12 protein-coding genes are annotated in these 11,716 nt (G+C 66.6%); 2 read left to right on the forward strand and 10 right to left on the reverse strand.

Translation table 11 applies throughout. From position 1 onward, the window contains the following. Positions 1-74: 74 nt before the first annotated feature. The 7 genes from HLG70_RS21535 to HLG70_RS21565 are packed head-to-tail and all read right to left on the reverse strand — an operon-like array spanning position 75 to position 6,852. A complete protein-coding gene (locus HLG70_RS21535) occupies positions 75-1,142 on the reverse strand; it encodes an ABC transporter substrate-binding protein (protein WP_171666591.1) in 1,068 nt (355 codons plus the stop codon). After that, a complete protein-coding gene (locus HLG70_RS21540) occupies positions 1,142-2,314 on the reverse strand; it encodes an NAD(P)/FAD-dependent oxidoreductase (RefSeq protein ID WP_171666087.1) in 1,173 nt (390 codons plus the stop codon). Before HLG70_RS21540 ends, HLG70_RS21535 begins: the two co-directional genes overlap by 1 nt. Next, positions 2,311-3,696 (reverse strand): NAD(P)/FAD-dependent oxidoreductase, encoded by a 1,386-nt coding sequence (locus HLG70_RS21545; RefSeq protein ID WP_171666085.1) that lies wholly within the window; start codon positions 3,694-3,696, stop codon positions 2,311-2,313. The genes HLG70_RS21540 and HLG70_RS21545 overlap by 4 nt, the downstream gene beginning before the upstream one ends. Next, the gene (locus HLG70_RS21550; RefSeq protein WP_171666083.1) at positions 3,693-4,034 is read right to left on the reverse strand and encodes a (2Fe-2S)-binding protein; all 342 of its coding nucleotides are present in this window, start codon (positions 4,032-4,034) and stop codon (positions 3,693-3,695) included. The genes HLG70_RS21545 and HLG70_RS21550 overlap by 4 nt, the downstream gene beginning before the upstream one ends. A gap of 37 nt (positions 4,035-4,071) precedes the next feature. Next, entirely contained in the window at positions 4,072-4,866 is a 795-nt protein-coding gene (locus HLG70_RS21555) for an ABC transporter permease (protein WP_171666081.1), read from the reverse strand. Positions 4,867-4,886: 20 nt separating this feature from the next. Then, complete coding sequence (locus HLG70_RS21560) at positions 4,887-5,777, reverse strand: ABC transporter permease (protein ID WP_171666079.1); 891 nt, start codon at positions 5,775-5,777, stop codon at positions 4,887-4,889. A 1-nt stretch (position 5,778) separates the two neighbouring features. Then, positions 5,779-6,852, reverse strand: a complete 1,074-nt coding sequence (locus HLG70_RS21565; RefSeq protein WP_171666077.1) for an ABC transporter ATP-binding protein — start codon at positions 6,850-6,852, stop codon at positions 5,779-5,781. A 214-nt stretch (positions 6,853-7,066) separates the two neighbouring features. On the opposite strand from HLG70_RS21565, the gene HLG70_RS21570 reads away from it, so the two are divergent. Beyond that, entirely contained in the window at positions 7,067-7,909 is an 843-nt protein-coding gene (locus tag HLG70_RS21570) for an IclR family transcriptional regulator (RefSeq protein ID WP_171666075.1), read from the forward strand. A 73-nt stretch (positions 7,910-7,982) separates the two neighbouring features. On the opposite strand, the gene HLG70_RS21575 is transcribed toward HLG70_RS21570, so the two are convergent. Together HLG70_RS21575 and HLG70_RS21580 are read right to left on the reverse strand one after the other, a co-directional pair. Beyond that, complete coding sequence (locus HLG70_RS21575) at positions 7,983-9,146, reverse strand: alpha-hydroxy acid oxidase (RefSeq protein ID WP_171666073.1); 1,164 nt, start codon at positions 9,144-9,146, stop codon at positions 7,983-7,985. Between the two features lie 207 nt (positions 9,147-9,353). Then, positions 9,354-10,250 (reverse strand): phytanoyl-CoA dioxygenase family protein, encoded by an 897-nt coding sequence (locus HLG70_RS21580; RefSeq protein ID WP_171666071.1) that lies wholly within the window; start codon positions 10,248-10,250, stop codon positions 9,354-9,356. A gap of 161 nt (positions 10,251-10,411) precedes the next feature. Between HLG70_RS21580 and HLG70_RS21585 the strand changes: the two genes are divergently transcribed. Continuing rightward, entirely contained in the window at positions 10,412-10,711 is a 300-nt protein-coding gene (locus tag HLG70_RS21585; RefSeq protein ID WP_171666069.1) for an acylphosphatase, read from the forward strand. Between the two features lie 82 nt (positions 10,712-10,793). Here the strand turns inward: HLG70_RS21585 and HLG70_RS21590 are convergent, their stop codons facing one another. Next, positions 10,794-11,699, reverse strand: coding sequence for an EamA family transporter (locus HLG70_RS21590; protein WP_171666067.1), 906 nt, complete (start codon positions 11,697-11,699; stop codon positions 10,794-10,796). Positions 11,700-11,716: the final 17 nt, after the last annotated feature.

The raw sequence follows: 11,716 nt of genomic DNA on the forward strand, positions 1-11,716 counted from the left end.
CAGGCGCTTGCGCCCTGGCCATGTCGCGCGGCGCGCCCGCGGTTTATCCACAGGCAGTGCGCCGCGCGGTGTCGTCAACGTTCGACCGTGCGGTTCCAGCGGGCGTTGAATGCCGGCCGGGCCGCGTTGATCTGATCCCAGTCCAGGATCTTAGCGTTCGCCATATAGCCTTGGAAGCGTTTGAGCGATTCCGCGTTGTCGGCGGGCGCCTGGACGTTCTTGTTGGACGGGAAGTGGCCGCCCATTTCCAGCGCCTTGGCCTGGGCCTTGGCCGACAGCAGGTACAGCGCCAGTTTCTGCGACAGTTCCGGCTCGCTGTTCTTGGCGATGACGCATTCGCCCACCATCAGGATGACGGAGCCTTCCTTGGGCTGCGCGTATTCCACCGGGATGTCGCGCTTCTTCAGGCGGGCGATGGCGGTGGGCGTCAGCGGAAAGATCGCGGCTTCGTTGGACTGGATCATTTCGGCCAGCTTGGCCGAGTTGGGGATGTATTCCAGCACGTTGGGGCCGATGGTGGACGGCCACTTCTTGAAGCCCGGTTCATAGTTCTGGTCGTTGCCGCCCTCGATGCGGTTGAACATCAGGAAGCCATGCAACCCGAAGGTACTGCCGGACGCCGACTGGAACACGACCTTGCCCTTGTACTTCGGATCCGCCAGGTCCATCCACGAGGTCGGCGGCGTCCAGCCCTTGTCCGCGAACATCTTGGTGTTGTAGCCCAGGCCCGTCATGCCGATGTCGATGCCCGCCGCCATGCGGTCCTTCATCAGCGCGGTGGGGTACAGCTCCTTGAGCACCGGATCGTCGTTGAGCTGTTCGCACAGGCCCATCGAAATCGCGCGCGCCATGATGCCGTCGTCCAGGAACATGACGTGCATCTGCGGCTTGTCCTTGTAGGCCTGCGCCTTGGCCAGGACGTCGGTGGAGGTTCCAGGCACCACGACGATCTTGACGTCATTGGCCTTTTCAAAATCCGGGAACACGTGCTGTGTGAACGCGCGCTCCATGTCGCCGCCGTTCATGCCGACGTACAGCGTCTTCTGCTGCGCCATGGCGCCGGCCGACAGCAGCGTCAGCAACGCCACGCCCAGCAGCCGCTTCCCCTTGCCCGGACGCTTCGCGTCCTGTTTCTTGTCCATCATGGTGACTCCAGCGTTTGCTCACGAACACTCTCAGGCCGAGCCACGGCGCCGTGAGCGGCGTCCGCGTATCGTTCAATGCGGAAGGCATCGATAGGAATGGAAGACCGGCCGTGCACGACCAGTTCCGAAAGCACTTCGCCCACGGCGGGGCCGATCTGAAAGCCGGCGCCCGACAGACCGAACGCGTGGAACAGTCCGGGCACGACGGCGCTGGGCCCCAGCACCGGGTTGTGATCGGGCATGCTGCCTTCCACGCCCGTCCAGAAGCGAATGACCTGCGCGCCGCGCAGCACTGGCAGCAGCTTCACGGCATTGGCCATCAGCGCGCCCAGGTTGGCGCGGCCGGGGCGGGCGAAATCCGGGTCCAGCGACACCCCGCGTCCGCCGCCTATCACGCAGTTGCCGCGCGTGACCTGGCGCGCATAGATGCCGCCTCCCTGCACGCCCAGGCTCACGCTCATGAACACCGGCAGCGGTTCGGTCACCATCATCAGGGGATGAATGGAAGTCTCTGGCACCACTTCGCCGAAGCCTTCGGCAAAGCGCCCCGCCCAGGCGCCCGCGCAATTGAGCAGGAAACGCGAACGCACTTCCAGCGCGTCGCCCACGCGCACGATGAAGCGCGACCCGTCATGCCGGGCCGAGGTCACGCGGGCCCCCTCGCGCACGTCGGCGCCCAGGGCGCCCGCCGCGCGGGCAAAGGCCGGCGATACCAGCCGCGGATTGGCGTGGCCGTCCTCGGGGCAGATCGAGCCGCCCGCGACGTCCCGGCCCAACCAGCCGAAACGCCGCGCCAGCGCCCGCCGGTCCAGCATTTGCAGGTTCATGCCAAAGCCCCGGGTGCGCTGGCGGTAGGCCTCGAGCAAGGCCAGGTCTGCTTCCGAGCAGGCCAGCTTCAGGTGACCCGAGCGCACGTACTCGCCATCGGTCCCGATCAGGGCCGGCAGCTGGCCCCAGAGTTCGTGCGCGCGCCGCGTCAACGGCATCTGTTCCAGACCGCGCCCCTGGCGGCGCACGCCGCCATAGTTCACGCCGCTGGCCTTGGCGCCGCACAGCGCCGCTTCCAGCAGCACCACGGGCACGCCCTGGCGGCGCAGGAACAGCGCGGCGCTGCCGCCGACGATGCCACCGCCGATGATGGCGACTTCGGTGTCTATCTTCTGGATCATGCCGACACCTTTTTTGGCCGCTCCAGGCACGTCACACGCACCGGGATCGGCTTGACCGGCGGCTGGGTGCGCAATCGCCCCACTTCGGCCAGCGGAAGGCCCGTGGCATGCGCCAGCACTTCGGCCGCGGCCACGCCGCACATGCGGCCCTGGCAACGTCCCATGCCCACGCGCGTCAGCGCCTTCAGGCGATTCATTTCCTGCGCGGCGGTGTCGCGGACAGCCTCGCGGACGGTGCCGGCGGTGACCTCCTCGCAACGGCAGATGACCGTATCGTCGGCGATGCCGGCGGCCCAGTCCTCGGGGAATGGAAACGCACGCTCGAGCGCGGCGCGCACGTGGCCGTTGGCGGCCAATCGGACTTCCAGGGTCCGGGCGCGCCGTGCATCCTGCGTATGCCCCGTGTCTTCCAGCAAGGCCAGCGCGGCGCGCTCGCCCGCCAGCTCGGCCGCGTCGGCGCCGCCTATCGCCGCGCCATCTCCCGCCACATAAACGCCCGACACGCTGCTGCGTCCGGCCGCGTCGCGGCGCGGGGTCCAATTGCGGTCGCGGATGTTGAACTCGAATTCGCATCCAACCAGGCTGGCGAGCTGAGTTTCCGAGCGCAGCGCCAGGCCATAGGCCACCGCGTCGCAGTCCACGATGCGCGTCGGCCCGCCCTGGCTATACGACAAGCCAGTAACACGCTCCTTGCCTTGCACGCCAACCGGCCGCACGCCGCTGCGCAACGGCACGCCGTGCGCGCGCAGCCATGCCATGTAATACAACCCCTTGGCCAGCAGGCCCGGTGCGCGCAGCATGCCCGGCAAGGCCGCCATGCGGTCCCCTAAACGCGAGGTATCCAGCACCGCCGTCACCTTGGCGCCTGCCTTGGCGTATTGATACGCCACCAGATAGAGCAGGGGGCCGGTTCCCAGGAAGGCCACGCGCGAGCCGATGGCGCATCCCTGGTGCTTCAAGGCCACTTGCGCCCCGCCCAGGGTGTAGACGCCGGGCGTCAGCCAACCGGGAAACGGCAGCACCCGGTCGGTGGCGCCCGTGGCCAGGATCAGATGCGTATACGGAACGGAAGTGCTGACACCATCGCGCAGCACGTCCAGCGTCTTGCCCTCCACGTTCCATACCAGGCACCCCGGCCGGTAATCCACCTTCGGCAGCAAGCCGTCCATGACGCGATGCACAGCATCGGCCTTGCGATGCTCAAAGCCGTACAGGACGGATTTGGACCGGGAGAATCCGGGCGGCGGCTGCCGGTAGATCTGGCCACCGGGACGCAGCCCTTCGTCCAGGATCACGGGCCGCAAGCCCTGGGCCACCAGCGCCTGCGCGGCGCGCACGCCAGCGGGTCCCGCGCCGACGATAACGGGCATCACGATGCTCATGTTGCGTCGTCCTCGGGCCAGGCGGTGGCCGACAGCGTGCCGGGCGCCGATGCTGGCGACAGCGCGGCGCTTTGCAGGCGCATGCCCGGCTCGATGTAGGTGGAGCAAGCGCGCACACGGTCTCCGTCCTCAAGCTGCACCCAGCAGTCCTGGCATGCGCCCATCATGCAGAAGCCCGCGCGCGGACCGCCGCCGAATTCCGAATGCCGCAGGCGGTCGGCTTGCGTCAGCACGGCGGTCAGCACGGTGTCGCCGGCCAGGGCCGTGCAGGCCTGGCCGTCGAAGGTGAACGTCAAGGAGGGCCGGCCGGCTTCGGCCAGGCGTTTCAGTATTGCCATGGCGTCCGCGTCTCCTTTGGGGCTATCGGCAGGGGCTTCATTTCTGTCCCACCAATACGCGATCCAGCCCATACACCCGATCCAGCAACAGCATGGTCACGGCCGTCAGCCCGATCACCAGCGCGGACACCGCGGCCATCATCGGATCGATGGATTCCGTGGCATACATGTACATGCGCACGGGCAGCGTGATCGTCGAGGGCGCGGTGATGAACACCGACATCGTCAGTTCGTCGAAGCTGTTGATGAAAGCCAGCAGCCAGCCGCCCGACACGCCCGGAATGATGAGCGGCAGGGTCACCTGGAAGAACACCGTGGCGCGGCTGGCGCCCAGCGACAGGGCCGCATGCTCGATGGACCGGTCAAAGCCCACCAGCGCGCCGATCACCAGCCGCATCACGTACGGCGTGATGACGACCACATGGCTGGCCACCAGCCACGGGAAGCTGCCCGCCATGCCCATTAGCGCGAAGAAGCGCAGCAGCGCCACGCCCAGCACCAGGTGCGGAATCATCAATGGCGACAGGAACAGGCCGTTAAGGACGTCGCGGCCCGGAAAGCGGTAGCGCGTGATGGCGATGGCCGCGGGCACCGCCAGGCACACGGCGATGCTGGCCGACAGGAAGGCCAGCCACAGGCTGTTCTTGAAGGCCTGCATGAAGTTGGGGTGCTCGAATACCGCGTAAAACCAGCGCAGCGAGAAGCGGGTGGTGGGCACCGTGAGCGTCGTGTCCGGCGTGAACGCCACCAGGCACACGATGACCAGCGGCGCCAGCACGAACGCCACCACCAGGAAGTTGAACGCCAGCGCGAAAGGACCGTTCTTCTGCATGTTTCGATTCCTTGCGCGGGTCAGCCGAGGCTGCGGCGGTACGAGCGTTCAACGACGCGGTTGTACGCCATCATGATGATCACGTTGACCACCAGCAGCACGATCGCGATGGCCGCGCCCAAGGGCCAGTTCAGCTCGGTGAGGAACTCGTCGTACACCACGGTCGCCACCATCTTGAGCCGGCGCCCGCCGAGCAGCGCGGGAATGGCGAACGAACTGGCCGACAGGCCGAACACGATGAGGCTGCCGGACAGGATGCCCGGCATGGCCTGCGGCAGCACGATGCGCGTGAGCGTCTGGAAGCGGGAGGCATTGAGCGACAGCGCGGCATGCTCGACGGCAGGGTCCAGCTTCTGCAGGGACGTCCATACCGGAATCACCATGAAGGGCAGCATCACGTGGACCAGGCCGATGATGACCGCCGTGGGCGTATACAGCAGCGTCCCCAATCCCAACGCGGCGGCGGCCTTGCCGATAACGCCGCCCGGCCCCAGCAGCATGCTCCATCCGAACGCCCGCACCACCAGCGAAATCAGCAGTGGCGACAGCACCACCAGCAGAAAGATCGAGCGCCATGGCTTGCCCATGCGCGACAGGATGTAGGCCTCGGGTGCGCCTATCAGTACGCAGATCAGCGTGGTGACGCCGGCGATCCAGAACGTGCGCCAGAAGATCTCCAGGAAGTAGCTGTCGGTCACCACCGCCAGATAGTGTTCGAAGGTGTGCCCGGGCTGAATTCCCGTGGCGTAGTCGAACGGCCGGAATGACAGCACGAAGGTCAGCGCCAGCGGGGTCAGCACCAGCGCGAGGAACACGATGGCCAGCGGGATCGAGCCCAGGATGGCAAGCGCGCCATCGTTGCGCGGCCTGGGCGTGCTGGCGGCGCCGCCGCGTTGCGTCAGGGTTGCCATGTCAGGCCTCGGCCGCCGCGTCGGCGGGCGCGCGCAATACGCGCAGCACGCCGTCGGCCCAGTCCAGGCCTATCGCCTCGCCGTCGTCATGCGGGCGGCGGCCGTCGTTGGGGGTCAGGATGGTCAGCGCGCCCACCGGCGAATCCAGGTCGTACATCCACTGGCTGCCCAGGAAATAGCGCGTGTTGACCACACAGGCCAGCTTGCCTTGCCCGGCCGGCACCGGCACCAGCTTTTCCGGCCGCAACGACAGCTGCACGCTGTCGCCATGGCGCAAGCCTTCGCCGTCGACCAGCACGCTCAGCGCGCCGGTCTCGATCTCCGCCTGCGCGCCGCAGCGCGCCACGCGGCCCGCCAGCAGGTTGGTCTTGCCCACGAAGCGCGAGATGAACTCGCTTTGCGGGTGTTCGTACATGCGATAGGGCGCATCCACCTGCGTGGCGCGGCCGTCCTGCATGACGACCACGCGGTCGCTGATGGACAGGGCTTCGGCCTGGTCATGCGTAACCATGACGGTGGTGGTTCCGATCTTGCGCTGGATGCCGCGCAGCTCGAACTGCATGTCCTCGCGCAACTTGGCATCCAGGTTGGACAGCGGTTCGTCCAGCAGCAGCACCGGCGGCCGGATCACCAGGGCGCGCGCCAGCGCCACGCGTTGCCGCTGGCCGCCGGACAGTTCCCGCGGGAACCGGTCCGCATGCTTGTCCAGCTTGACCAGCGCCAGCGCCTCGCGCACGCGGTCCTGGCGTTCGGCGCGCTCCACGTTGCGCATCTTCAGGCCGAAGGCCACGTTGTCCGTCACGGTCAGGTGGGGAAACAGCGCATAGCTCTGGAACACGATGCCCAGGCCGCGCGTGTTCGGCTTGGCGCGCGTGATGTCCCGCCCGTCCAGCGTGATCGAGCCGCGCGTCACGTCGGCAAAGCCGGCAATCATTTGCAAGGTAGTGGTCTTGCCGCAGCCCGAAGGGCCGAGCAGGGAAACGAACTCGCCCTTTTCAACCGTCAGGTTCAGATCGGACACGACGCGCAGGTCGCCATAGTTCTTGGAGACGTTGTCCAGCCGCAGAAATGACATATTCCAAACCCCGTAGCCCTTTCGGGCCTTGCGCCGCCTGGCGGACCACCGGTCCGGCGCCATGGCCGCTTATTTGATGGGGCAGTCTAGGATCGGCCAAAACCTCGGGTCAATTAGGGTTTTCCGAAGAATCGAATTTTTCATCTAATATTTCCACTGAATCGAATTTACTGATAAAAATACGTGTGACTATTTTGATTATCGGAACTTGATAATGAAGAAATCAGAAACGCCGGAAGATTCCAGCGGCCAGGGGGTGCTGCAGCGCGCGTTCGCCGTACTGCGCGTGCTGGCCGACGCCAAAGGGGAAAAGCTGCGCCTGACCGATATCGCCGCCCGCACCGGCCAGGCGCAAGCCACCGTGCACCGGGTGCTGCAGGGCCTGATGCAGGAAGGCGTGGTGGAGCAGCCGGCGCAAAGCAAGGGCTACCAGCTGAGCGTGGCCTTCTTTTCCCTGGCCGCCGCCGCCGGCAACCATCAGTCCAGCCTGCGGACCCTGTACCGGCCGGCCCTGCTGCGCCTGTCCGGCATGCTCAACGACACCATCTTCCTGCTGGTGCGCAGCGGCTTTGACGCCGTTTGCGTAGACCGGGTGGATGGCGCCTTCCCGGTGCGCTCGCATACGGGCGATATCGGCGGCCGCGTGCCGCTGGGCATGGGCCAGGGCGGGCTGGTGTTATTGGCCGGCCTGCCGGAGGCCGAGCGCGAAGAAGTCATCCGTTTCAACATTCCGCGGCTGCACCACCTGGGATTCGTGGACGAGATCTCGATGCGGGTGCGCATCAAGGAATGCCTGGAGCTGCGCTACGCGCGCAGCCAGGGGCAGGGCGTGTTTCCCAACATCGCGGGGCTGGCTGTACCGGTGCATGACCCGAACGGCGTCACCGTCGCGGCATTGAGCGTGGCCGCCCCACTCGAACGCATCAACGATGAACGCCTGCCCCTGATCGTGGAAATGCTGCGCCGCGAGGCCGATGCCGTCGGCGCGCAGATCAACCCCTTCGACCCGGCGCTGCGCCGCCCCAGCCAGTTCCTGGGCGCCGGCAACGGCGCTTGACAGGCCCGGCGCGCCCCAACGAAAAACGGCCCGGACAAGTATGTCCGGGCCGTCGTCGCATGCGGGGTCAGGCTTAGTTCGGATACGTGCCCGGCAGCAGGATGCTGCGGTCGCCGGGTTCGATCGAGCGGCGGCCGCACAGCGCCATCGTCGTGTCCATTTCCTTGTACAGGATCTCCAGCGTGCGGGTCACGCCGGCCTGCCCATACGCGCCCAGGCCGTACAGGAATGCGCGGCCGATCATGGTGCCGCGGGCGCCCAGCGCCACGGCCTTCAGGATGTCCTGGCCGGAACGGATGCCGCCGTCCATCCACACTTCGATCTTCGAGCCGACGGCGTCCGCGATGGCCGGCAAGGCCTGGATCGAGGACATGGCGCCGTCCAGCTGGCGTCCGCCGTGGTTGCTGACGATGAGCGCGTCGGCTCCGCTGTTGGCGGCCAGTTGCGCGTCTTCCACATCGAGGATGCCCTTGATGATGAGCTTGCCGCCCCAGCGCTGCTTGATCCATTCCACGTCATCCCAGCTCAGGCGGGGATCGAATTGCTCGGCCGTCCACGACGACAGCGAGGACAGGTCGCTCACGCCCTTGGCGTGGCCCACGATGTTGCCGAACGTGCGGCGCTTGGTGCCCAGCATGCCCATGCACCAGCGCGGCTTGGTCGCCAGGTTGATCAGGTTGCGCAGGGTGGGCTTGGGCGGGGTCGACAAGCCGTTCTTGATGTCCTTGTGGCGCTGGCCCAGGATCTGCAGGTCCAGCGTCAGGACCAGCGCCGAGCAGCCGGCGGCCTTGGCGCGGTCGATCAGGTTGGCCACGAATTCACGGTCGCGCATCACGTAGAGCTGGAACCAGAAGGGCTTCTTGGTCGCTTGCGCCACGTCCTCCAGCGAGCAGATGCTCATGGTGGACAGGGTGAAAGGCACGCCGAAATCCGCCGCGGCGCGGGCCGCCAGTATCTCGCCGTCGGCATGCTGCATGCCGGTCAGGCCCGTGGGCGAGATCGCCAGCGGCATGACCACGTCCTGGCCCACCATGGTGGTGCGCAGCGACCGGCCTTCCATGTTCACCGCCACGCGCTGGCGCAGCTTGATCTTGTGGAAGTCGCTCTCATTGGCGCGATAGGTGCCTTCGGTCCAGGCGCCGGAATCGGCGTAGTCATAGAACATGCGCGGCACGCGCTTCTGCGCGACAACGCGCAAATCTTCGATGCAGGTGATCGTAGAAAGGTTAGCGGTCATGGAGTGGTCTGTGGAGTGATTGGGGTGCGCCAGCTGCGACTCGTTTTTTTTTGCTTCAGGGCCGCCAGCCGTGGGCAGCCTTGCCGCCGCGCCAGGCGTAAACGCCGCGCGGCGCCGCCCAGTATACGCGCCGAGGCCGGCAAGCGTCGCTTGCCGGCCCCGTTCGCCCCCCTGTGCAAGGGCTCTACGGCCCCTGCACGCCCAGCCCTATCGCGGCCACACTTTGCTGACCGCGCGGATGGTTGCCCACGCCACCCAGCGCGGACTGGTCAGCCTCGCGCCCGGCAGGCGACGCATGACGTCCACGGCCAGCCCGCCGCGCTTGTGCCATTGCTTCTTGCGCGTCTGGCTGTCGGTCCAGCGCCCTTCCAGCCACGGGAATTCCCGGCGTCCGGGCTTGTAGATCGGCGGCGTGTTGTAGATCAGGATGTACGCCAGGCGCGGCGACGGCGACGTGTTGGGGCCGGTGAAGTGCAGCGTGCGGGCGTCATGGACGGTGATGCCGCCCGGATCCAACGGCTCCGGCACCGCCTGGTCGCGCGCGAAGTCGCCGCAGCATTCGAGCGGATGCAGGGTCTTGTCCCCGCCCGGCGAACGGTGCTCCAGCACATCCCATTTGTTCGAACCCGGGATGAATTGCATGCAACCATTCTCCGTCGTGGCCGGCTGCAGCGCCAGCCAGATGCTGAGCTCGTTGTAGATGAAATCGGGCGACCGGAATGCCTCGTCCTGGTGCCAGGGCGTTTCCGGACCGTGCGGGCCCGGCTTGAGCAGGGCATGCTCGCCATAGAGCGCGGCTTGCGGCCCGAGCAATTGCCGGGCCAGCTCCAGCGTGCGCTCGTGGTACTGAGTCTTCAGGAGGCCCGGGGCATAATGACGCGGATCGTGCAAACTGGGAAACTTGGCGGGCTTGGACGGATCGTCGCGGCTGATGAAGTCATACTGCGCGCCTTCGTTGTATCCGGTCTTGTTCGCGAACAGGTCGAGCAGCGTCCGGCGGATGTACCCCACTTCATCCTGAGGGCACATTTCCTTCAGGGCCAGGTAACCCTGCTCCCTGTAGCGAGCTGTCTCGGCTTCCGACAACAAACTGGTCTCTTCCATAATGGCTTCTCCAAGCTCTAGTAGTGGGTATTCCCGCTGGCACGTTTTGACATGTGCTCTAACGTATCGCTTCGAAGCCCACCGGGCCTATAGACCATCCGCTGTAGCCAGTTCCGCCTACGCATGTCGCGGCGGCCGGCGCATCATCCGAAGGACAATCCATGCAAGACCCTACTAAATCCGACAGCCATATCGAGACCGTGCACGTCACCGTCAGCGGCACCGTGCAAGGCGTGGGCTATCGTCACGCCACGGTCCGGCGCGCGCACCTGCTGGGCGCCAAGGGCTGGGTGCAGAACATGCTCGACGGAACGGTGGAAGCCCTGGTGCAGGGCACGCCCGACCAGGTGGATCACATGCTGGAATGGTTGCGGCGCGGCCCCCCGGGCGCGTACGTGGAGGAGATCACCACGCGCCGGGAGTACACCGATAAGCGTTACATCCGCTTCGAACAACTGTAGGGCGCATGGCGCCCTAAGCGATACGATGTAGTCCCTTCAGCCGAAAGGCGGGCCGGCGCGGACGCCGAAAAGGGCGGCACATTCAGCGCGTGCGCAGCCACCGTCCGCCTACCTGATTGACGACCAGCCCGGCCAGCACAAAGGCCGCGCCCAGCCACTGCAGAGGCTGCAGGCGCTCGCCAAAAGCCATGGATGCGGCCCACAGTCCCACGATGGGGACCAGCAGCGAAAACGGCGCAATCTTCGCCGCCGCGTGGCGCGTCAGCAACTGCGTCCACAGGGTATAGGCCACCAGCGTGGCCAGCACCGCCAGGTAGAGCACCGACAGCGCCTCGCCCCAGCCCATGCCGGTCACCATGCCCACCACCGGCTCCCAGCCGTCGATCAGCACCGCCAGCAGCAGGAAAGGCAGCACCGGCGCGGCGCTGCTCCAGGCGATGAAGGCAAAGGGGTCGTAGCCGGGCGCCTTGCGGCTGGCCAGCCGCACGATGATGTTCGACACGGCCCACATGAACGCGCCGCCCAGCGTCAGCACGAAGCCCAGCATCGTCATCTGGCCTGGCCCTTCGCCGCGCCCCCCGGCAATGACCGCCAGCCCCAGCGCGGCCACGCCCAGCCCGATCCAGTGATGCCGCCGGGCGCTCTCGTGCAGTACGGGCGCCGCCAGCAACAGCGTGAAGAACGCCTGGGTCTGGATGACAAGCGAGGCCATGCCGGCCGGCATGCCGAACTTCAGCGCGGTGAACAGCAGGCCGAACTGGCCCAGGCCCTGCACCAGCCCGTAGGCCGCGATCCAATGCCACGGCAGCCGCGGCATGCGCACGAAGAGAATGAGGGGGAAGGCGGCCAGCGCGAACCGCAGCGCGCCCAGCATCATGGGGGACAAGCCCCGCATGCCGACCTTCATGACAACGAAATTCAGGCCCCAGATGACCACGACCGCCAATGCGCAGAGATAGTCTTTTCGGGAAAGTTGGGTGCTGGACATGCGGCATTATCGCATCG

This window comes from Achromobacter deleyi (assembly GCF_013116765.2).
In the GTDB taxonomy this organism is placed as follows: domain Bacteria; phylum Pseudomonadota; class Gammaproteobacteria; order Burkholderiales; family Burkholderiaceae_B; genus Achromobacter; species Achromobacter deleyi_A.

Coding starts and splice junctions, on each gene's coding strand:
- HLG70_RS21580 (WP_171666071.1), bottom strand. CDS start 10,250: ATGGAAGAGACCAGTTTGTTGTCGGAAGCCGAGACAGCTCGCTACAGG.
- HLG70_RS21570 (WP_171666075.1), top strand. CDS start 7,067: ATGAAGAAATCAGAAACGCCGGAAGATTCCAGCGGCCAGGGGGTGCTG.
- HLG70_RS21545 (WP_171666085.1), bottom strand. CDS start 3,696: ATGAGCATCGTGATGCCCGTTATCGTCGGCGCGGGACCCGCTGGCGTG.
- HLG70_RS21550 (WP_171666083.1), bottom strand. CDS start 4,034: ATGGCAATACTGAAACGCCTGGCCGAAGCCGGCCGGCCCTCCTTGACG.
- HLG70_RS21590 (WP_171666067.1), bottom strand. CDS start 11,699: ATGTCCAGCACCCAACTTTCCCGAAAAGACTATCTCTGCGCATTGGCG.
- HLG70_RS21575 (WP_171666073.1), bottom strand. CDS start 9,146: ATGACCGCTAACCTTTCTACGATCACCTGCATCGAAGATTTGCGCGTT.
- HLG70_RS21535 (WP_171666591.1), bottom strand. CDS start 1,142: ATGGACAAGAAACAGGACGCGAAGCGTCCGGGCAAGGGGAAGCGGCTG.
- HLG70_RS21565 (WP_171666077.1), bottom strand. CDS start 6,852: ATGTCATTTCTGCGGCTGGACAACGTCTCCAAGAACTATGGCGACCTG.
- HLG70_RS21560 (WP_171666079.1), bottom strand. CDS start 5,777: ATGGCAACCCTGACGCAACGCGGCGGCGCCGCCAGCACGCCCAGGCCG.
- HLG70_RS21555 (WP_171666081.1), bottom strand. CDS start 4,866: ATGCAGAAGAACGGTCCTTTCGCGCTGGCGTTCAACTTCCTGGTGGTG.
- HLG70_RS21585 (WP_171666069.1), top strand. CDS start 10,412: ATGCAAGACCCTACTAAATCCGACAGCCATATCGAGACCGTGCACGTC.
- HLG70_RS21540 (WP_171666087.1), bottom strand. CDS start 2,314: ATGATCCAGAAGATAGACACCGAAGTCGCCATCATCGGCGGTGGCATC.